21 protein-coding genes are annotated in these 22,535 nt (G+C 32.8%); all 21 read left to right on the top strand.

Translation table 11 applies throughout. The features are described from left to right. Positions 1–27: 27 nt before the first annotated feature. The 21 genes from ACJJVU_RS10230 to ACJJVU_RS10130 all read left to right on the top strand — a co-directional run bounded on the left by ACJJVU_RS10230 (position 28) and on the right by ACJJVU_RS10130 (position 22,524). Positions 28–1,308, top strand: coding sequence for a nucleotide sugar dehydrogenase (locus tag ACJJVU_RS10230; protein WP_405224972.1), 1,281 nt, complete (start codon positions 28–30; stop codon positions 1,306–1,308). Then, positions 1,308–2,351 carry a dTDP-glucose 4,6-dehydratase gene (gene rfbB, locus ACJJVU_RS10225; RefSeq protein WP_405224969.1) on the top strand — a complete coding sequence of 348 codons (1,044 nt, stop codon included), beginning with the start codon at positions 1,308–1,310 and terminating at the stop codon, positions 2,349–2,351. The genes ACJJVU_RS10230 and rfbB overlap by 1 nt, the downstream gene beginning before the upstream one ends. Continuing rightward, entirely contained in the window at positions 2,351–3,205 is an 855-nt protein-coding gene (rfbA, locus tag ACJJVU_RS10220; protein WP_405224967.1) for a glucose-1-phosphate thymidylyltransferase RfbA, read from the top strand. The genes rfbB and rfbA overlap by 1 nt, the downstream gene beginning before the upstream one ends. Further along, positions 3,205–3,759 (top strand): dTDP-4-dehydrorhamnose 3,5-epimerase, encoded by a 555-nt coding sequence (rfbC, locus tag ACJJVU_RS10215; RefSeq protein ID WP_405224964.1) that lies wholly within the window; start codon positions 3,205–3,207, stop codon positions 3,757–3,759. Before rfbA ends, rfbC begins: the two co-directional genes overlap by 1 nt. Further along, complete coding sequence (gene rfbD / locus ACJJVU_RS10210) at positions 3,759–4,649, top strand: dTDP-4-dehydrorhamnose reductase (protein WP_405224961.1); 891 nt, start codon at positions 3,759–3,761, stop codon at positions 4,647–4,649. The genes rfbC and rfbD overlap by 1 nt, the downstream gene beginning before the upstream one ends. Continuing rightward, positions 4,649–5,452: a 3'(2'),5'-bisphosphate nucleotidase CysQ gene (cysQ, locus tag ACJJVU_RS10205; protein ID WP_405224958.1), complete on the top strand. Its 804-nt coding sequence runs from the start codon at positions 4,649–4,651 to the stop codon at positions 5,450–5,452. Before rfbD ends, cysQ begins: the two co-directional genes overlap by 1 nt. A gap of 7 nt (positions 5,453–5,459) precedes the next feature. Further along, positions 5,460–6,470, top strand: a complete 1,011-nt coding sequence (locus tag ACJJVU_RS10200) for an NAD-dependent epimerase (protein WP_405224955.1) — start codon at positions 5,460–5,462, stop codon at positions 6,468–6,470. Positions 6,471–6,558: 88 nt separating this feature from the next. Further along, a complete protein-coding gene (locus ACJJVU_RS10195; protein ID WP_405224952.1) occupies positions 6,559–7,953 on the top strand; it encodes a UDP-glucose 6-dehydrogenase in 1,395 nt (464 codons plus the stop codon). An 83-nt stretch (positions 7,954–8,036) separates the two neighbouring features. Then, positions 8,037–9,224, top strand: a complete 1,188-nt coding sequence (locus tag ACJJVU_RS10190) for a UDP-N-acetylglucosamine 4,6-dehydratase (protein WP_405224949.1) — start codon at positions 8,037–8,039, stop codon at positions 9,222–9,224. A 4-nt stretch (positions 9,225–9,228) separates the two neighbouring features. Continuing rightward, positions 9,229–10,377 carry a LegC family aminotransferase gene (locus tag ACJJVU_RS10185; RefSeq protein WP_405224946.1) on the top strand — a complete coding sequence of 383 codons (1,149 nt, stop codon included), beginning with the start codon at positions 9,229–9,231 and terminating at the stop codon, positions 10,375–10,377. Further along, positions 10,370–10,990, top strand: a complete 621-nt coding sequence (locus ACJJVU_RS10180; protein ID WP_405224943.1) for an acetyltransferase — start codon at positions 10,370–10,372, stop codon at positions 10,988–10,990. The genes ACJJVU_RS10185 and ACJJVU_RS10180 overlap by 8 nt, the downstream gene beginning before the upstream one ends. After that, the gene (gene neuB, locus ACJJVU_RS10175; RefSeq protein WP_405224940.1) at positions 10,987–11,997 is read left to right on the top strand and encodes an N-acetylneuraminate synthase; all 1,011 of its coding nucleotides are present in this window, start codon (positions 10,987–10,989) and stop codon (positions 11,995–11,997) included. Before ACJJVU_RS10180 ends, neuB begins: the two co-directional genes overlap by 4 nt. A 1-nt stretch (position 11,998) precedes the next feature. Then, on the top strand, positions 11,999–13,153 hold the full coding sequence (neuC, locus tag ACJJVU_RS10170; protein WP_405224937.1) for a UDP-N-acetylglucosamine 2-epimerase: 1,155 nt from the start codon (positions 11,999–12,001) through the stop codon (positions 13,151–13,153). Positions 13,154–13,203: 50 nt separating this feature from the next. Further along, the gene (locus ACJJVU_RS10165) at positions 13,204–14,253 is read left to right on the top strand and encodes a nucleotidyltransferase family protein (RefSeq protein WP_405224934.1); all 1,050 of its coding nucleotides are present in this window, start codon (positions 13,204–13,206) and stop codon (positions 14,251–14,253) included. Beyond that, complete coding sequence (locus tag ACJJVU_RS10160; RefSeq protein WP_405224931.1) at positions 14,253–14,990, top strand: cytidylyltransferase domain-containing protein; 738 nt, start codon at positions 14,253–14,255, stop codon at positions 14,988–14,990. The genes ACJJVU_RS10165 and ACJJVU_RS10160 overlap by 1 nt, the downstream gene beginning before the upstream one ends. Beyond that, complete coding sequence (locus ACJJVU_RS10155) at positions 14,990–15,892, top strand: Gfo/Idh/MocA family protein (protein WP_405224928.1); 903 nt, start codon at positions 14,990–14,992, stop codon at positions 15,890–15,892. The genes ACJJVU_RS10160 and ACJJVU_RS10155 overlap by 1 nt, the downstream gene beginning before the upstream one ends. Continuing rightward, positions 15,883–16,644 carry an oxidoreductase gene (locus ACJJVU_RS10150; protein WP_405224925.1) on the top strand — a complete coding sequence of 254 codons (762 nt, stop codon included), beginning with the start codon at positions 15,883–15,885 and terminating at the stop codon, positions 16,642–16,644. The genes ACJJVU_RS10155 and ACJJVU_RS10150 overlap by 10 nt, the downstream gene beginning before the upstream one ends. A gap of 92 nt (positions 16,645–16,736) precedes the next feature. After that, a complete protein-coding gene (locus ACJJVU_RS10145) occupies positions 16,737–17,900 on the top strand; it encodes a hypothetical protein (RefSeq protein ID WP_405224922.1) in 1,164 nt (387 codons plus the stop codon). Positions 17,901–17,966: 66 nt separating this feature from the next. Then, entirely contained in the window at positions 17,967–19,316 is a 1,350-nt protein-coding gene (locus ACJJVU_RS10140) for a BNR-4 repeat-containing protein (protein WP_405224920.1), read from the top strand. Between the two features lie 59 nt (positions 19,317–19,375). Beyond that, positions 19,376–20,647 (top strand): lipopolysaccharide biosynthesis protein, encoded by a 1,272-nt coding sequence (locus ACJJVU_RS10135; RefSeq protein ID WP_405224917.1) that lies wholly within the window; start codon positions 19,376–19,378, stop codon positions 20,645–20,647. Positions 20,648–20,700: 53 nt separating this feature from the next. Next, positions 20,701–22,524 carry an HAD-IIIC family phosphatase gene (locus ACJJVU_RS10130; RefSeq protein WP_405224914.1) on the top strand — a complete coding sequence of 608 codons (1,824 nt, stop codon included), beginning with the start codon at positions 20,701–20,703 and terminating at the stop codon, positions 22,522–22,524. Positions 22,525–22,535 lie beyond the last annotated feature (11 nt).

Genomic DNA, 22,535 nt, shown 5'->3' with positions numbered 1-22,535 from the left:
TTTCGCGAAAGCATAAAAAATATAGATATGACAAAAATTAAAGTAGGAGTTATTGGATTAGGTTATGTTGGATTACCACTGGCTAGGTTATTTGGGACTAAGTACAATACGGTAGGGTTTGATATAAATGAAAAACGTATTGCAGAACTACAATTAGGTACAGATAGCACATTAGAGGTTTCTGATGAAGTGTTACAAGGCGTACTTAAGACTGAAAATAATGACTTAAATGGATTGTTATGTAGTTCAGATAGTAAGGATATTGAAGATTGTAATTATTATGTCGTAACCGTTCCTACTCCAGTTGATAAAAATAACAGACCTGTTCTTACTCCATTATATAAAAGTAGTGAGACTGTAGGTAAGGTTTTAAAGAAAGGTGATATTGTTGTGTATGAAAGTACTGTTTATCCTGGTGTAACGGAAGATGAGTGTGTGCCAGTTTTGGAACGCGTAAGCGGACTCAAATTTAATGAAGACTTTTATGTAGGCTATTCTCCAGAAAGAATCAATCCAGGAGATAAAGAGCATACTGTAGAAAAAATTCTTAAAGTTACTTCTGGAAGCACACCGGAAATAGGTAAGAAAGTAGATGATTTATACAGCTCTATAATTACTGCAGGAACGCATCTAGCTCCAACTATAAAAGTAGCAGAAGCTTCTAAAGTTATAGAAAATTCACAACGAGATATTAATATCGCTTTCGTTAATGAGCTTGCTAAGATTTTCAATTTGATGGGGATAAATACGCACGATGTTCTAGAAGCAGCAGGAACAAAATGGAACTTTCTTCCTTTCAAACCAGGATTAGTAGGTGGTCATTGCATAGGTGTAGATCCATACTACCTAGCACAGAAAGCGCAAGAATTAGGGTATCATCCAGAAATTATATTAGCAGGAAGACGTCTTAATGATAGTATGGGGGCTTATGTTGCTTCAGAAGTCGTTAAACTCATGCTCAAAAATGATATTAAGGTTAAGGGAGCAGAGCTTTTAATGTTAGGAATAACTTTTAAAGAGAATTGCCCAGATGTACGTAATACCAAGGTAACGGACGTGATAAAGCATTTAAAAGAATTTGGGGTTAATGTAACTATTTATGATCCATGGGTAAATGCAACAGAAGTAAAACTTGAATATGGACTAAATACTCTTACCGAACTTCCTAAAGAGAAATTTGATGCTATCGTACAAGCTGTGGCGCATAAAGAATTTGCTTCTTTAGATTTAAATTCTCTTAAGAATGATAAATCTGTAGTTTATGATGTAAAAGGGGTGTTAGGTAACAAAGCAGATGCTAAGCTGTAATGAACATTCTTATTACAGGTGGAGCAGGTTTTATAGGGTCTCAAGTGGTGAGACTATTTTTAGAAATTTTTCCCAAAAGTCATATTTACAATCTTGATGCGCTTACTTATGCTGGAAACCTAGAAAACCTTTCTGATGTAGAAGCTTCTAGCAATTATACATTTATAAAAGGGGACATCAATGATGCCCCTTTTTTAATGAATCTGTTTTCTAAATATCAATTTGATAAAGTAATTCATCTAGCGGCAGAATCTCATGTTGATAGAAGTATAAAGGATCCAATAGCCTTTGTGCAGACTAATGTTATTGGAACACTTAATCTTCTTAATGCTGCAAAGAGTATTTGGAAAGATGATTATTCGTCAAAACTTTTCTACCATATCAGTACAGATGAAGTGTACGGTACACTTGGTGAGACAGGCTTGTTTACAGAGAATACGTCATACGACCCAAACTCCCCCTATGCAGCGTCTAAGGCCAGCTCAGATCATTTTGTAAGAGCTTATGGAGAAACTTACGGTTTGCCATATATTATTAGTAATTGCTCTAATAATTATGGTCCTAATCAATTTCCAGAGAAGCTAATCCCGTTGTTTATAAATAATATAATCGAGGGTACATCTTTGCCTGTTTATGGTGATGGAAATTACACTAGAGATTGGTTATTTGTAAAGGATCATGCAGCAGCAATTGCACTTATATTTGAAAAAGGTAAATTAAAGGAAACCTATAACATAGGTGGGTTTAATGAGTGGAAGAATATCGATTTGGTAAGTTTGCTTTGTGATATTATGGATGAGAAGCTTTCGCGAAAGCGGGATTCTTCAAAATCACTTATAACTTACGTGAAAGATCGTCCTGGTCATGATAAGAGGTATGCAATTGATGCAACAAAAATTGAAAAAGAACTTGGTTGGAAACCATCAGTTACCTTTGAGGAAGGTCTATCGCTTACCGTAGATTGGTATCTTGCTAATGATCAGTGGCTCAAAAATGTAACTTCCGGATCTTACCAAGAATATTATAAAAAAATGTACTCATAATGAAAGGTATTGTACTAGCAGGCGGCTCGGGGACGCGTTTATCACCACTTACCATTGCGGTAAGTAAGCAGTTGTTACCTGTGTATGATAAACCTATGATTTTCTATCCTATCTCTGTGTTAATGCTTGCGGGTATAAGAGAGATATTAATAATAACTACACCTGAAGATAGTCACCTTTTTGAGCGTTTATTGGGTGATGGAACCTCGCTAGGCTGTAATTTTCAATATGAAGTTCAAGAATCACCAAACGGACTTGCAGAGGCATTTATAATAGGTGAATCATTTATAGGACCGGATAAAGTAGCACTAGTTCTAGGAGATAACATTTTTTACGGTAATGGCCTTAGTCAGTTATTGCAAAGTAAGAATGATGTAGATGGTGCGGCTATTTTTGCTTATCGCGTTAGAGATCCAGAACGATTTGGTGTTGTGGCTTTTGATAAGGAAATGAAGGCAACAAGCATTGAGGAAAAGCCTAGTACACCAAAATCTAATTACGCAGTTCCTGGAATTTATTTTTATGATAACGAGGTAGTGGGGATTGCAAAGAAAATAAAACCGTCAGAACGCGGAGAGTTAGAAATTACTACAATCAATCAAGAATATCTCGAGAAGAAAAAACTTTCAGTAGGTATCATGAGTAGAGGTATGTCTTGGTTTGATACAGGTACAGTAGACGCGCTAGATGATGCAACAGAATTTATAAGAGTGATACAGCGCAATCAAAGTACAATGATAGCATGTCTTGAAGAAATTGCTTACAAAATGAATTGGATATCATACGAAGCACTTAAGGCAAGTGCATCAAGGTATGGTAAAGGTGCTTATGCACAATATATAAATACACTATAGTGGAATTTCAAAAAACAGCATTCAAAGATTTAATTATATGCACTCCAAAGGTGTTTGAAGATGACCGAGGATATTTTTATGAATCATATAATTCAGAAGCTTTTAAAAAATTTGCAGGTTTCTCCCCATCGTTTGTTCAAGATAATCAGTCTAAATCTACGTACGGGGTACTAAGAGGGCTCCATTTTCAGATAGGAATACATGCTCAGTCTAAGCTTGTAAGAGTCATTGAGGGTGAGGTGCTAGATGTTGTTGTAGATCTTCGTAAGGAAGAACCTACTTATGGCGAATCTTTTGCTATCAAACTTTCAGGTACTAATAAAAAGCAACTCTTTGTACCTAAAGGGATGGCGCATGGATTTATTACATTGAGTGATACTGCTGTCTTTGCATATAAGTGTGACGCGTTTTATGATCAACAAAGTGAACGTGGACTTGCTTACAATGATGTATCATTAAAGATTGATTGGTTGCTTGACGAGCATGAATTTCTGCTTTCTCCTAAGGATTTAGAAAACCCTATGCTCAGCGAACTTAAAAACATTTCTTTTTAATGAATGTTACTGCGAGTAATAGAGAGGTCACTTTAAAAAAGATTGTAGTCACTGGAGCTCTTGGCCAGCTGGGAATGGCTTTACTAGAGCAGTCTAAGTACCATAAGGATTTTTACTATGTGTTTCTTTCAAGAAAAGACTTTGATATAACTTCTCGTGATAATATCTCATCTGTGTTTGATACACATCAACCAGATGTTGTTATCAACACTGCTGCATATACAGCCGTAGATGCTGCCGAAGACGATAAAGATCAAGCATTCCTTATTAATGAAACAGCTGTAGGTTATCTCGCAGAGGAGTGTAAAAAGCGCGATTGTGCATTAATTCATGTCTCTACAGATTATGTTTTTGATGGTAATAAATCTACTGCATATGTAGAAAGTGATAAGCCTAATCCGCAAACAGTTTATGGTGCGTCAAAACTAGGCGGAGAACTCTTAATTGAGGCATCCAATATAACAAAATACGCTATTATTCGTACGTCATGGGTTTACAGTGTGTACGGTCATAATTTTGTAAAAACAATGCTGCGATTAGGGCAAGAGAGGAATCAGCTCTCTGTTGTCAATGACCAGTTGGGTTGTCCTACTTGGGCAAATGACCTGGCAGATGCTATTTTAACTGTTGCCAGAGGATTGAAAGAAGATAATTCCGGTGTATATCATTTTTCTAATAAGGGAAGTATTACTTGGTATGATTTTGCGAAAGCCATCTTTAAGAACTCACAAATCGATGTTCTCATTACTCCAGTTACAAGCGATTTGTTCCCTACCAAAGCAAAACGACCTGAAAATAGTGTGCTAGACACGTATAAGATTGAAAAGCAATTTCAAGTTTATATTCCAGAATGGGGTAGTTCGCTGCAAAAAATGCTCAAAAGACTTTAATGATTGAATCTTGGAAAACTATCGCAATTAAAGCTGCAATAAGAGCAGGGGAAGTTATTATGGATGTTTACCGTCGTGACTTTGATGTAGCACATAAATCAGATAATTCTCCACTCACTGAGGCAGATTTAAATGCTCATGAAGCTATTGTAGCTCATCTTGAGGAAACTGGGATTCCAATATTGAGTGAGGAAGGAAGTGAAATACCTTTTGAAATTCGTACAAAATGGGATCAATTTTGGATGGTAGACCCTCTCGATGGTACCAAGGAGTTTGTAAAACGCAACGGTGAGTTTACGGTTAATATCGCTTTAGTAGTAGGCAATAGACCTGTTTTTGGTGTGATTTATGTTCCTATAAATAATACTTTGTATGCTGGTGGGTCAGATGATGGAGCTAGTTATAAGTTGGTTGATCCCAAAGATGATATCTCATGGAAAACGTTGATAAGTAAGGCAATCCCGCTTTCGCGAAAGCTTAAAAACTACAATGACCTTAATGTCGTCAAAGTAGTCACTAGTCGCTCTCACTTAAATTCAAAAACGCAAGAATTTGTTAAGGACTTGCAGAACGCAGGTAAAAATACAGAAGTAGTACCATCTGGTAGTGCGTATAAGTTTTGTCTAGTTGCAGAAGGAACTGCAGATGTGTATCCGCGTTTTGGGCCTTGTATGGAATGGGATACTGCAGCGGGAGACGCTATTTGTGAAGGAGTAGGAGGAGCTGTTTATTTTGAAAATACCAGGGAGAAACTATTATATAATAAAGAATCACTTTTTAGTCCTAACTTCGTAGCACATTAATTGATTTATGAAAATTCTTGTTACTGGCGCTGCTGGATTTATAGGCTATCACCTCTGTAAACGCTTACTTAGCGAGGGTCACACTGTGGTAGGCCTCGATAATATAAACGATTATTATGACCCACAACTCAAGTTTGATAGACTTAAAGAGCTGGGTGTAGTGAAGGAACAGGCAGAAAAGTGGAATACACTTTCTGCTAGTACTGTAGAAGACAACTTCTCATTTATTAGATTAAATCTTCAAGATAGAGCAGCGCTACCAAAACTGTTTAGCTCAAATTCCTTTGATCAAGTCTGTAATCTTGCAGCGCAAGCGGGAGTGCGATACTCTATAGAAAACCCAGAAGTGTATGTAGATACTAATATTGTAGGTTTCTTGAATATTTTGGAATGCTGTAGAGATTATAAAGTTTCAAAATTAGTTTATGCCAGTAGTAGCAGTGTTTACGGTAATAGTAAAGAGGTCCCTTTTACAGAAAAGCAGCCTGTAGATGAGCCCATAAGTATTTATGCAGCGACTAAGAAATCTAATGAGTTAATGGCGCATACGTATAGTCATCTATTTAATATAGAGACTGTAGGATTACGATTTTTTACCGTTTACGGGCCTTGGGGAAGACCAGATATGGCGATGTTTTTATTTACAGATGCTATATTAAATAACAAACCTATTAAAGTCTTTAACGAAGGTAATCTCTCACGTGATTTTACATATATATCAGATATCATAGATGGTGTGATGACAGTAATTTCTAGTGCTTCCCAGTCTAAAAACCCAATTTATAATATTGGGAATAGTAAACCGGTAAAGTTGTTAGATTTTATTTCGGCATTGGAATCAGAGCTAGGCCTAACTGCTACAAAGCAAATGATGGCTATGCAAGATGGAGATGTACACAGAACATGGGCAGATGTTTCCTCATTGCAAAATGATTTTGGCTATGAGCCTTCAGTCTCAGTTGCAGAGGGAATTGCAGCTTTTGTAACATGGTACAAGTCTTATTACGTAAAGTCTTAAGTCCGCTTTCGCGAAAGCGTAAAGGAATACCACAACTACCTTATTATTCAAACCGCTATATTTGCGATTTGCCACAAATTAGACTAGAATGAAGATTAAAAATATTTGCTGTATAGGTGCAGGATATGTAGGAGGTCCTACCATGTCTGTAATAGCATTAAAGTGTCCAGACATCAAAGTAACCGTTGTAGATCTTAATGAAAAACGTATTGCCGCTTGGAATGATGAAAACTTGGACAACTTACCTATTTATGAGCCAGGACTTGCCGAAGTAGTAGGTGAGGCTAGAGGAAGAAATTTATTTTTCTCAACAGAAGTAGATAAAGCAATAGACGAAGCAGATCTTATATTTATCTCTGTTAACACACCAACAAAGACATACGGTATAGGAAAAGGCATGGCTGCCGATCTTAAGTATATCGAACTATGTGCTCGCCAAATCGCAAGAGTAGCAACGTCTGACAAGATTGTAGTGGAAAAATCAACACTTCCCGTACGAACGGCGGAGGCACTTCAAAATATCTTACATAATACAGGAAATGGTGTGCGCTTTGATATTTTATCAAACCCTGAGTTTCTAGCAGAAGGAACTGCAATTCAAGATTTGTTAAACGCAGACCGTGTTTTAATAGGTGGAGAGGCTACACCAGAAGGAATAAAAGCAACAGATGCACTTGCAGAAATTTACGCAAAATGGTTGCCAGAAGAACGTATTTTGAGAACAAATGTATGGTCTTCAGAGCTTTCTAAGCTTACGGCAAATGCTTTCTTAGCACAGCGAGTATCTTCTATAAACGCCATGTCAGAACTATGTGAAGTTACTGGTGCAGATGTTCAAGAAGTAGCTAGAGCAATAGGAACAGACTCACGCATAGGTCCTAAATTTTTAAAGGCTTCTGTAGGTTTTGGAGGTTCTTGTTTTCAAAAAGACATTTTGAACCTTGTTTATATTGCCAAAACGTATGGGCTTGATGAAGTAGCCGATTACTGGGAGCAGGTAATTATTATGAATGATTATCAAAAAAGGCGATTTGCAGAAAAGATAGTAAAAACGCTGTTTAACACTGTTTCTGGTAAGAAGATTACATTGTTAGGTTGGGCATTTAAAAAGGACACTAATGATACCCGAGAATCTGCAGCCATTTATGTAGCAGATTATTTACTCAATGAACAAGCAGAGGTTGTTATATACGACCCAAAGGTGTCTGAAGAAAAGATTCTAGCAGATTTAGATTATTTAAATTCGCGTTCTGAAGCAGAAAACAGGGCACTTGTTACAGTGGTTACAAATCCTATGGATGCGTGTGACAATGCCCATGCTATTGCGATTATGACCGAGTGGGATGAGTTTGTAGGATATGACTGGCAGCAAATTTACAATCTGATGCAAAAGCCTGCGTTTATTTTTGATGGAAGGGCTATATTTGTTTCTTCAAAAATGGAAGATATTGGTTTTGAAATGTATACAATTGGTAGAGGTTAATATGCTTTTTTATCAAAATAGTAGTCTACCATTTTAGGTTTTAATTAAGCAAAAAACATAAAAGTTTAAAAATAATTGAACATATGAATATCCTTAATTTAATAGGTCGTGATAGCTTATTACTAGAAGAAGATATCTACAATAATGAAGATAAACTTAGCAATAAAGTTCAATCGAGTTCATTCCTCATTTTAGGTGGTGCCGGATCGATTGGGCAGGCAGTTGTTAAAGAGGTATTTAAAAGGAATCCTCTCAAATTACATGTAGTTGATATTAGTGAAAATAACATGGTTGAACTTGTGAGGGATATCAGAAGTTCATTAGGATATATTGATGGAGATTTTCAAACATTTGCCCTCGATATAGGTAGCAAGGAATATGATGCTTTCATTGAAAACGATGGGCAATATGATTATGTTTTGAACTTAAGTGCGCTTAAGCACGTGCGAAGTGAAAAAGATCCATATACACTCATGAGAATGATTCAAGTAAATATCTTTAATACCCATAAGTCTATGCAACAGGCAAAAAAGAAGGGTGTTAAGAAATATTTCTGTGTGTCAACAGACAAGGCTGCAAACCCAGTTAATATGATGGGAGCTTCAAAGAGAATTATGGAAATGTATATAATGAAGGCTAGTAAAGAGCTTTCTATATCTACCGCTAGATTTGCCAATGTAGCATTTTCTGATGGGTCGCTTTTACATGGCTTCAATAAACGTATTGAAAAAGGGCAACCTATTGTGGCACCTAATGATGTTAAAAGATATTTTGTTGTTCCACAAGAAGCTGGTGAACTATGTTTAATTTCTTGTTTGCTTGGTGAAAATAGGGATGTTTTCTTTCCAAAGTTGGACCACGGACTCGATTTAATAACTTTTGCAAGCATCGCTAGATTATATCTTAAACAATTAGGCTATGAACCATTTGAATGTGAGTCAGAAACAGAAGCTAGAGAACTAGTAAGTACACTGCCAAAAGAAGGTAAATGGCCATGCTATTTTTCAAAAAGTGACACTACGGGTGAAAAATCTTTTGAAGAATTTTATACAGAGGATGAAATTTTAGATCTTGAATCCTTTAGTAAGCTCGGAATCATTAAAAATGAATATATTGATTTTGACAATAAAATTAATAGATTTACTAATACAATTAACAAAATGCTATCTGATGGCACTTGGTTAAAAGCTGATATTGTTGAACTCTTTAAGGATATGTTACCAAATTTTCTTCACGAAGAAACTGGCAAATATTTAGATAGTAAAATGTAATACTATGAATGAATTTAAGCCTGTTATTCAGGAGGTAAGAAGACTTTTTAAAACACCGGAAGATTATATACCTCTTCATATTCCTCATTTTTCTGGTAATGAGAAAAAATATGTAAGTGAATGTATCGATACTACATTTGTCTCAAGTGTAGGCAAATTTGTTGATCAGTTTGAAATTGAATTAGCAAAATATACAGGAGCAAAAAGATGTGTTGTTTGTGTTAATGGTACCAATGCTATTCACTTAGCTTTAGAAGTACATGGAATAGGGGCTGGTGATGAAGTTATAACCCAACCACTTACATTTATAGCTACGGTTAACGCAATTGCTTATACTGGAGCTACTCCAGTATTTGTTGATGTTGATAAAGATACAATGGGGATGTCCCCATCATCTTTGCAGTTTTTTTTAGAAACACAAACAGAAATTAAAGACGGTAAGACTTATAATAAGACTTCTGGTAGCCAAATAAAGGCATGTTTACCTATGCATACTTTCGGTCATGCCGTTTACATTGAAGAAATTAAAGAGTTATGTGATAAGTATAATATTGTTCTTATTGAAGATGCTGCAGAATCTATTGGGAGTTTTTACAAAGGAAAGCACCTAGGTAGATTTGGTGCTATAGGGACATTTAGTTTTAATGGAAATAAAACTATGACTACTGGAGGTGGTGGTGCACTTATCACTGATGACATAGAGCTAGCAGATAGGATAAAACATTTAAGTACTCAGGCCAAAATACCACACAAATGGAAATATGAGCATGATGCAATAGGATATAATTACAGAATGCCTAACATAAACGCTGCATTAGGTTTAGCACAACTTGAAAATTTGGGTTATATTCTAGGACAAAAGAGAATGTTGGCTTATAACTATAAGGACTTCTTTGAAAATTTAGAATTTGACTTTTTCAAAGAAAGACCTTTTGAAGAATCTAATTTTTGGCTTAATGCCATAATCTTAAAAGATAAGGCACAGCAACAAGAGTTTTTAGAATATACAAATAGTAATGGCATCATGACTAGACCTATATGGGAACTTATGTGCGATATGAATATGTTTAAGGATAACCAATGTACTGATCTTTCTAATGCGAGATGGTTAGTAGATCGTGTTGTTAATATACCAAGTAGTGTCATTGAGTAATAAAATTTACATATTTGGATATTCAGGTCATTCTTATGTTGTTATAGATAGCTTAGAAAAGGCTTCTCGCGAAGTTGTAGGTTATTTTGATAAATTTAAAGCTAATAGTAATCCTTTAAATATTGAATATAAAGGAGATGAAACGTTAGTCAATCTTGAGTCAATTGTAGAAGGAAACTTAGTATTTCCAGCAGTAGGTGATAATGGTATAAGAGAAAAAATAATTCAATTATTTGAAAAGTATAAACTTAAACAAACCGTTATAATTGATCCAAATGCTTTAGTGAGTACAAAGTCAATTATTGGAAATTCATCCTTTGTTGCCTCAGGAGCAATTGTAAATAGTTTCACAAAAATAGGTCGTGGCTGTATTATAAATTCAGGTTCAATTGTCGAACATGATTGTACTTTAGGTGACTATGTGCATGTTGCTCCAGGAGCGGTTCTCACAGGGAGTGTTTCATTAGGTAATAGTGTATTTGTAGGAGCTAATGCCGTGATAAATCCAGGAGTTGTAATAGGTGATAATGTTATAATAGGTTCAGGATCTGTAATTTTAAGAGATATACCTAAGAACACAAAATGGGTAGGGAATCCTGCCAAACAAATATGAGTAAAGTACTAATAATAGCAGAAGCTGGTGTAAATCATAACGGAGACATATTGTTGGCAAAGAAACTTATTGATGCTGCGGCAGATGCTCAGGTTGATTTTGTAAAGTTTCAAACTTTTAAGGCGAGTAAGTTAGTAACCAAATCTTCTAAGAAAGCTCAGTATCAAATAGATAATACAGGAGAAGTAAATGACTCACAATATGAAATGCTTAAAGCACTAGAGCTTAGTGACAATATGCATACAGAGCTTATAGAATACTGTAAGGAAAAAAATGTAAAATTTTTATCTACTGGTTTTGATATTGACAGCTTAAAATATTTAAAAAATAAAGGAATAACTCTAGCTAAAATTCCATCTGGAGAACTTACAAATCTCCCTTATTTACGTACTATGGCTGCTTTGTTTGATGAGATTATTTTGAGCACTGGAATGGCTACCATGGAAGAAGTTAGGGGGGCTTATGAAGTACTTATATCTAATGGGAAGCAAAAGGAAAATATAACAATATTACACTGTAATACAGAATATCCTACTCCAATGGGTGATGTCAATTTGCTAGCTATGCTAGATATTAAGCGAGAACTTGGTGTTGCAATTGGTTATTCTGATCATACTTTAGGAATTGAGGTTCCTATTGCGGCTACGGCATTAGGTGCTACAGTTATTGAAAAACACTTCACTTTAGATAGAAACTTACCAGGTCCGGATCATAGAGCTTCTTTAGAACCGTTAGAATTGAAAGCAATGGTTCAAGGAATTAGAAATGTGGAGAGAGCCTTAAGTGGTTCAGGAAAAAAGGAACCAAGTCAATCTGAACTAAAAAATAGGCCAATAGCGCGTAAAAGTATCGTGGCAACATCTTCCATTAAAAAGGGGGAGATTTTAACAGAGGAAAATATTGGTGTTAAAAGACCAGGAACTGGTATTAGTCCGATGGACTGGGATCTTGTTGTAGGTAGTATAGCCAAAAATGACTTTACTGAAGATGATCTTATAAATATATAATATGAAAGTTGCAGTTGCTACAGGAACTCGTGCCGATTTTGGATTATTAAGACCATTAATTCAGTCCTTAAAGCTGGATACTTATTTTGAATTGACCCTTATAGTAACGGCGATGCATCTGTCCAAGAAATTTGGTTTTACTCGAGACGAGGTTGAAGCCTCTGGTTTTTCTATAGACTTTGAAATTCCCTGTCTTGAAGAAAAGGATGATAGCTTTCATACCAGTAAAGCTGTTGCGACTGCATTAGTAGGATTTGCTAAGGCCATAGAAGATAAACGCCCTGATTTACTAATTATTCTTGGAGATAGAACAGAGATGCTTAGTGCAGCTATAGCTTGCACAATAGCAAATGTACCTATTGCTCATATTCATGGAGGAGAAACTACTGAAGGTGCGTATGATGAAAGCATAAGACACAGCATAACAAAAATGAGTTATTTGCATTTTACTGCTGCAGAAACTTATCGCAAAAGGGTCATCCAGTTAGGAGAACATCCTGATAATGTTTTTAATGTAGGCGCAATTGGAATTGATTCTATAAGGAATCTTGAACTATTGAATAAAGATGAATTTGAAAAAAGCATTGACTTTACACTTTTTAAATATAATATATTAGTAACATATCATCCTGTAACTTTAGAGGGTCAATCTGCATCTTTGCAATTTATGAATATTTTAAATGCTCTTAATTCACTTACGGATACAGCAATTATTTTTACTCATGCAAATTCTGATCGAGATGGAAGCATCATAAATAAGATGATAGATACATATTGTGATGAAAATAAAGAAAAGACAGTAAATATAGTATCTCTTGGTCAATTGAGATATCTAAGCGCTTTAAGACACGTGGATGTAGTTCTAGGTAACAGTTCAAGTGGGGTTCTTGAGGTGCCTTATTTTTCAATCCCTACAATAGACATCGGTGATAGACAGAAAGGAAGGTTAATGAGTGAAAGTGTTATTAATTGTGATAATAACTTGGATGCGATTAAATCTGCCTTGAGTAAAAGTTTTGATCAAAAATTTAGAGCAAAAATTAAGTCCCAACCAAAAATTTATGGAAATGGTACCGCTACAGAACATATAATAGATGTTTTGAAATCACGAAAGTCGATTAATTTGAAAAAGTCTTTCTACGATTTACCAAAATAGATTAGCATACAGCAATTAAAAATATATCTAGTTAAAACGATTAATATATTATGAGAAGTTACAAAGACCACTTAATTTTAAAATCAAGTACTATTAAGGATGCTTTAACGCAACTGGATTTATTAGCAAAAGATGCTATACTTTTTATTGTGACTAGTGATTTGAAACTAATAGGATCTCTTACTGATGGTGATGTGCGAAGAGGACTTCTTAAAGGAGTTTCTATAGATGACGGAGTTATGGAGATTATACAATCTAATCCTAAGTTTGTTAAAAAAGGTGATTATGATATCCAGAAGATTATCTCTTATAGAAATGATAATTATAGAATTCTTCCTGTTATAGATCAAGAGGGACTTGTTATTAATGTAATCAATTTTAGATTATTAAGATCTTACTTACCAGTAGATGCTATAATTATGGCTGGAGGTCGAGGAACTCGATTACAACCTCTTACTGATGATACCCCAAAGCCTTTGTTAAGAGTAGGTGATAAGGCTATAATGGAGCATAATGTTGATAGACTAGCTTTATATGGTATTGATGATTATTGGTTTTCTGTAAAGTATTTAGGAGAGCAGATTGAAGCTTTTTTTGGAAATGGGGAAAATAAAAATTTATCTATTAATTATGTTTGGGAGAATGAACCGCTAGGAACTATTGGAGCAGTATCCAAAATAGATAATTTTAAACATGACTATGTACTTCTTACAAATTCGGATATATTAACAAATCTTGATTATGAACAGTTTTATCTAGATTTTATAGAAAAGGATGCAGACTTTTCATTGGTATCCATTCCATATCAAGTAAATATACCATATGCAGTGCTTGAAGAGGGAGATGATGGTCTTATTAAAAATTTTAAAGAAAAGCCAACATACACCTATTATTCCAATGGAGGTATTTATTTGATGAAGCGTTCTGTTTTAGATTATATTCCCAAAAATTCTTTTTTTAATGCAACAGATTTAATGGACAAATTAATTGCTGAAAATAAAAAAGTGATTTCTTATCCACTCGCTGGATATTGGCTAGACGTTGGTAAGCATGAAGATTTCAAAAAAGCACAAGAAGATATTAAAAAAATAAAGTTTTAATGAAAGAGATAAATATTTTAATAACAATTTGTGCTCGAGGCGGGTCTAAAGGTATTGTTGGCAAGAATATTAAGTTGATTAATGGTAAGCCTTTAATATACTACACACTAAAATCATCTGCATTATTTAAGGAATCATTTGAAAACAGTGTAGATATTGTGCTTTCAACAGATTCTGATGAAATAACTGAAACAGTAAGATCGTTGAAATTCGATATAGATACATCATATTCACGTCCAGATGTATTGGCAACTGATAAAGCAGGGAAGATTGATGCTATAGAAGATGTGAAATCTTTTATGGAACAAAAGTTCAATTTAGAATATGACTTTATTGTTGACTTAGACGTTACTTCACCATTGCGGACTGTTGAGGATCTAACAACAGCACTATATATGCTGAGAAATAATGAAGAGGCTTTCAATATATTTTCGGTTAACCTAGCTAATCGAAATCCATATTTTAACATGGTTGAACAAAATCAAAACGGTTTTTATAGTCTTAGTAAAACAGGGGCTTTTTTTAGCAGACAGGCAGCACCTCAGGTATATGATATGAATGCCTCATTTTATATATATAAACAATTATTTTTTAAAGAGAATCTTAAGTCAGCAGTAACAAATAAATCTTTGATTTTTGAAATGCAACATACTTGTTTTGATTTAGACCATCCAATTGATTTTGATTTTATGGAATATTTATTAGAAAATAACAAATTAGACTTTAAACTAATTTAATGAGGGTTTTAATCATAGGATTAGGGTCAATTGCTCAAAAGCATATAAAGTCATTGAGATTATTAGATTCTCAAACTGAAGTCTATGCATATAGACGCTCAGTTAGTCGTGAAATTGATGGTATTAAACATATATATTCATTACAAGAAATACCAGCAATTAATCCTGATTTTATAATTATTAGTAACCCTACTAACATACATTACGATACACTTAAGATAGTTTATCAATATAATATTCCTTTATTTATTGAAAAACCCTTATTTAATTTAAAAGGTAATGAACAACTCAAACTAGTAGAATTAATTGAAAAGAACAATTCTACTTATATAGCTTGTAATTTGAGATTTCATTTGGGTATAGTTAAAATGAAATCTTTGTTGGAAGGTAAGCGTGTAGAAGAAATTAACTCCTATTGTGGTTCTTATTTACCAAATTGGAGACCAAATGTTAACTATAAGGAAGTTTACAGTGCTAATAAAGATCAAGGTGGTGGCGTACACATTGATTTAATTCATGAACTGGATTATCTTTATTGGATTTTTGGTCAGCCAAACAAAACTAAAAGTACGTTTAGTAATATTTCTAGTCTCGACATTTCTGCTTATGATTATGCCAACTATTTGTGGAGTTATGATACATTCAATGCAAATATCATATTAAATTATTATCGTAAAGATTCAAAACGAACACTTGAAGTTTTAACATCTGACGGGACATATTTATTGAATTTACTCGAAAATAAAATTTGGTTTAATAATGACCTAGTATATTCAGAGGAACAGAATATAATGGATTTATATGAAGCTCAAATGGCATTTTTCATTGAAAATGCTATTGATAATAAAAACACATTCAACACAATTAGTGAAGGATATAAAGTTTTAGACTTATGCTTTTAGAAAATAAAATTATAGTCATAACAGGAGGAGCTGGCTTATTAGGGTCTGATTTCTGTAAAATGGTTATTAATAATGGTGGCATTGCTATCATGGCAGAATATGATATTGTGTCTGGAAATAAGATTAAGGAAATTATTAATAGTGAAAATTTATTCGTTGAGGAAATGAATATCACTTCCAAAACTTCCATTCAAAGTCTTATTGAGAAGCTTCACTTAAAATATGGTAAAATAGATGCGATAGTGAATAGTGCATATCCTAGAAATAGTAGTTATGGTAAGCATTTTTTTGATGTTGAATACACTGATTTTTGCGATAATTTAGGAATGAATTTAGGAGGTTACTTTCTTTGCTCGCAGTTATTTGCGAAATATTTTTATCGACAAAATTATGGTAATATTGTTAACATGTCTTCAATTTATGGAGTAATGGCTCCTAGGTTTGAGGTTTATGACAACACTGCTATGACTATGCCTGTAGAATATGCGGCTATTAAATCTGGACTTATTCACCTAACTAAGTATATGGCAAAATATTTTAAAGGAAAAAATATTAGAGTTAACTCTATTTCTCTAGGAGGCTTAAAGGATGGACAGCCCGAAAGTTTTCTAGCTAGTTATAGGCAATTTTGCTTAAACAAAGGAATGTTGGACGCAAAAGATATATCTGGAACATTGTTGTATTTATTGTCTGATTTATCTCAATTTGTAAATGGTCAAAATATTACAGTAGATGATGGTTTCTCATTATAATCTGTACAATTTTTCAGAATATTCTTTCGGGATTGTCTCCAGTTAAAAAGGAAAACGCATACTTATAATAGTTATTAAATTTATTATCTAACATGAATAATAAAGACTTAAAAGAGTCCTTTTCATATATCCTAACTAGGCACAAGCACTGGAGCAAGTTTCAAAGAAGAAATCCTCTTATAGATCATATTATATTTATAATAATCTTGATTTTAATTGTTCCTTTGCCTTTGATATTTAGTGCTTACTTAAAATCTAAAGTAAAGAAGATTGCAGTAAGGAAGCAAATAGCTCTTGTTAGAACTAAGAATGGTCTTAAAATTGCCAAAATTCTTGAACCTCATAACTCTTTTGATATTGTATGTATGAGTGTAAAGGGTGATAGATATTTTTCTAAAGTTGACTTACTACTTTCTGTTTTCTCTAGTTATGCTATCTATAGTAATTATGCGATGCTCTTGAAAAATTCATTTTTAAGAATGAATTTAATAAAGGTAGTTAAGGTTCTAGGATTTTCTAATTTAGAAAAAATGTTTATTGATAATCACTCATTAAATAGTGTGATTCAATTTAATGATCATAGTCCTGAGAGTTTTTATCTTCATCAAATTTGTCAAGAACAAAATATTAAAACAGTATACGTACAACATGCACCTGTGGGTGATAAATTTCCTGCTCTTTATCATGATATAAATGTTCTTTTTAGCAACGATAGTTTAGATAAGTACCAAAAATCCAATGATAAAATAAAAGTTATAATTGCATTTGATTTTCGATTTCTTAAAGCATTAAATTATAGGGGTAATAACAAAGTAGCCAATAGCGTTTTATTATGTCCTAATTTATTAGATAGTATAACCTCCATAGAGCAGACAGCAGAAGCACTAAATAAGCAAGGATATGCTGTTAGAATTAGAATGCATCCAGCCGATAAAAGACAGTTGGCAAGTCATTTAACTAAATCAGTAATAAAGGATGTTTGGGAAGATTTAGCAATTAGTGAGGTTGTAATTACTAATGAATCTGCAATACCTATTGAAGCAGCCTTTTTAGGTTGTTTAGTTTATAAAGCATCATTTTGGTCAGAAAATATAGATGCCTATAATTTTATAAGCAGAGGTTTGATAATCTCTGAAGAAAATTCATTAGAAAACTGCTTAGTTTCTGTTAATGATAGGAAGCAGGCTATAGATTTAACCAAATTACAATATTACACGGGAGAAATAATTACTGAACGACTGAAGTTAAATTTATAATCCACTTTTTTTCGTCGTTATAGTAGTAGTAGTAGTAGTAGTAGTCATTTTTTTAATAATTTCATTTTGAATAATACACTTAAATATATCTCGTTTATTTTATTACTAGGTACAAGTTGTGCAACGCGCATTATTGATAATAGTAATAATATGAAGTTGACCTCTCAAGGTTCATCTAGAGCAACTGCTTACCATGACAGTGATAAAATTATCAATACTAAAGACTACTTATTTGTAACTTATTTAGAACATAGTAATGGCTCCGAAAAAGTAATTATTAAGCGTTTAAACAAAAAATCATCCATTTGGGATGAGGAATATAGTTTTAATAATGTTAAGGATAATCACGGTGGTGCAACACTTGTGATAGATTCTAAAGGTTTCATTCATATCATTTACGGCTCACATAATTCACCTCTTAGCTATAGCAAGTCAAATGAAGCATATTCTGTAGCTTCATGGGGAGAATTAGAAATTTTAAAAGGTAATTTCACCTATCCAAGTTTAGCAATTGATAAAAAGGATAACCTCTATCTAGTTGTGCGAAAGGATGTTCGAAAGTCAAATTGGTCATTAGAATTATTGAAAAGAAATTATACAAATGACAGTTGGGGTAGTGGAAAGACAATTTTAGTTTCAAATTACATGAATTGGCGAAATAAATCTTTTAAAGAAGAGGATTTTTCAGTGTCAAATGGTTACGTGCGGTTCGGTAAATACTTAAGTATTTCAGAATCCAACACATTGCACCTTACATTTCATTATTTTGAATATGTTCCTAAAGGAATCAAAACTTTTTCAAATATTAAAAATAATACGAGTACATATTTGGTAGGTCATATTTTTTCAGAAGATGGAGGAAATACATGGATGGGTGATAATAAGAGTGTTGCGAAAGAAAATCTTCAGATAAGTGAGGTGAATTTAATAGATGGTAATTTTAATCCAGAACTTGCCAAGTCAAATTTCAGTGCAGGTCAACATGTTACAGATGGATCTAAAATTTACTTTTTGTACAGTAAACATTATGGTAAATATACTAAGCAATTTATTGCTTCATCTGACTACCCTTATAAATCATGGAATAAATATGAAATAGTACATCCTAATTTTTATTTACGAGTGCCAGGAAATATAGCGTTAAAAAGGGACACATTATTTTTTAATTTAAATGCAATTCCTAAAGATATTGCAGATAATAGATTAGGCAGAGATCTTTCATTACACTCAAAAATTATAACAGGAAAGATAAATACAGATCTAAAGGGTAACCTAGATTTTTTTGAAAATTATAATGTTCAATATCCCAGTTGGTTACCCCAGATGTCAAAATATGGAGAGGATTTATGGATTATGTTTACACAAGGCAAACGAAATTCAAATTCAACTAGTGTTCACACTATAAAAATTCATTAATAGTACCTTTTAGCTATTTCAAAAATTTTGAAGTTTTTGTGGTTTATTAAATAGATATAATGATAGATACTGTTTTAAATATTCTGAAAGGAAAACTTTTTAAGAATCTAGGGATTTACACAATTGTAAATTTTATTAATTCTTCTATTCCTTTTTTGCTATTACCATTCTTAACGAATTATCTTTCTACAGCTGAGTATGCGGTTGTAGATATTTTTAATACCATAAGCTTTATTTTTATACCGCTAGTAGGCCTTAACATAGTATCATCTATTCTTAGGTTTTATTATGACGATGTAGATTTCAAATCTTTTTTGTCTACCATTATTAGTTTTTTATTGATTTTTGGAATTATAATTATAATAGTTTTTTTTGTTTTTCTTCATTTTTCTGAGCCGAATCTCCTTGGAGAGGGGGTGCCCAATAATACCATCCTCTATGCTTTGATATATGCTTTTTGTAGTCAAATAATTGAAAGTCTTTTAAGTTTACTAAGGGGTGAAGAAAATCCGGTTTACTACGGAATTGTGAAAATCTCTAAAACGATAGTAGATTTATCATTTTCGCTTTATTTTGTAGCATTCTTGACTATGGGTTGGGAGGGACGTGTGTATGCTATGCTCATAGGCACTTCAACATTTGCTGTTTTTTCTCTTATATATTTATTTAAAAAAGTTAAGATTAATCTAAAAATAAATAAGAGTTATCTAAAAATTGCTTTTTCATACAGTTTTCCATTAATACTTCATAGTTTAGGTGGATATGTTATAAGTTTTTCTGATCGTTTTATAATTTTGCATTTTTTAGGTAAAGATCAGGTAGGGCTATACGCAGTTGCTTACCAAGTTGGTATGATAATGTCTTTCGCTAATAATAGTTTTAACCAAGCGTGGACCCCTTATTTGTTTAAGAGATTAAAAGGTAATAATGATCTTATTGACAAAGGTCTTCATCGATTTAACTACGGTTATTTCATATTCATGATTATCCTTGCATTGTTAATTTACCTATGTACTCCAATTATTTATAGATTATTTATTAATGAGAATTTCATAGTTGATTATAAAATCGTTTTATGGGTCCTTATTGGATATGCTTTGAATGGTATGTATAAAATTGTTGTTAATTTTTTATTCTTTTATAAAAAAACTAAAAATCTAGCTCTTATTACTTTTAGTGCTGCGTTATGCAACATTGCCTTTTGTATATTATTAGTTCCAAATATTGGAATATTAGGAGGTTCTATAAGTACTACAATCGCTTTCTTTCTTATGTTTGCATTGGTTTACATCCATTACTTGAAAATTTATAAAAATCAACAGATTAAATAGTTTTCGAAATACCTAATGGAATTGGGAAGAAATAAAGAATTTTAAAAATTACAATGGAGAAGATTAAATTAGTTATTTGGGATTTAGATGAGACTTTTTGGCATGGAACTCTATCGGAAGAAGGAATTCAAACAATTGACAGTAATATTTCCTTAATCAAAGAATTATGTGATCGAGGTATAATGAACAGTATTGTTTCCAAGAATGATTTTGAGCAAGCAAAAGAAAAATTAATTGAATTGGGAGTTTGGGATTATTTTGTTTTTCCGGTAATAGGATGGAAACCAAAAGGACCGGCAATAGAAAATATTATAAATAGAAGTCAATTAAGAGCACCAAATGTCCTCTTCATCGATGATAATCATGGGAATTTAGAAGAAGCAAAGTATTATAATAAAACTCTACACGTAATGGAACCTTCTGGGATAAGTTCTATCCTTAATCACAGTGCTTTTAAAGGTAAAGACGATAAGAGTCATTCAAGACTACAGCAATATAAGGTTTTGGAAAAGAAATTTAAGTCTAGTTTAGCTTACGATGATAATTCAAAATTTTTAGAAGATTCGAATATTGTTATTGAAAAAATCTATGGAAATCAATTAGTTAATTATAAGGATAGGATTTATGAGCTTTTAGAAAGAACAAATCAATTGAACTTCACAAAGATTCGTTCATCCAAACAAGAGGTGTCAAAATTAATAAATAATGTAGATTTTGAAACTTTTGTTATTAAGGTATCAGATAAGTTCGGAGATTACGGAGTAGCGGGAGTAGTTTCATTGAATCGTAGTAGGAATGAGTTGAGACATTTTACATTTTCTTGTAGGATACTAAATCTCGGCGTGGAACAATTTCTATATGCTTCTCTTGGTTTTCCTAAAATTACTGTTATTCCGGAAGTTGCAATATCTTTAAATAATTCTTTTCCTCATTGGATATCAGAGGTGAAAGGAAGTTCAGAGCAAAAGGTACAAGAAAATAAAGGAAATGAATTGATTTTTTTCAAAGGTGGTTGTGATTTAGGTCAGATGACTTTTTATTTAAAAGGTAAAGGATTTCGTTTTATTGAGGAAACAAATTATGTTTCTAAAGATAATTTCCCAATACATCAGGAGCATTCACAAGTTCTACTTGATTCAAAATTGTTATCTGAGAAAAATAAATCATATTTCAAATCAAGTGATTTCATACCTTTCGTGGATGAAAACTACTATGATTCAGAATTTTTCGATGGAAAATATAAGGCTATAGTTTATAGTGTATTGATGGATTATACAAACGACTTATATATACATACTAAAACTGGTGTTAAATTACCCTTTGGTGGATACTATAGACGTTGGACTGATGACGAAAATGACATAGAAATTATTAATACTTATAAAAAGATGAATATCGACATTACTAAAGAGCAACTGGTCGAATTTAGAAGAGAATTTGAGTATTATGGACCGATTTCAACCTCAGAATTTGTGAAAAATTTGAAGGATATTCGAAATTTTGTAGATGACAAAACAAAGCTGATTTTCGTTAACGGGGCGGAAATAGAACCAATTGTTAATATAGAGAAGGACGCATTAAAGAGGCATAAAACTATGAATGCTATATTGGATGAATTTATTAAAGAGACACCAAATACTTATCTGTTAGACGTAAGAAATGTCGTAATTAGTTCAGATCAAATATCTAATAATATAAGACATTATAATAGAGAAGCCTATCAGAAAATATCTAGCGATCTATTGAAACTTTTAAATTCAATTTTAGATATAGAAGTGAGTGAAAATATTGATTATTTATCTGTTCTGAAAAGTAAAGTGAGATCAAGCAAAGTTTTGAAGTCTGTATATAAAAAAATTAAAAAATCTGGCATTTAATATTGTCATTC

It is taken from the genome of Dokdonia sp. Asnod1-B02, assembly GCF_045063955.1.
Lineage (GTDB): Bacteria > Bacteroidota > Bacteroidia > Flavobacteriales > Flavobacteriaceae > Dokdonia.
The sequence above is the reverse complement of the archived record's forward strand: the minus strand, read 5'-3'. Positions and strand labels throughout refer to the sequence as shown.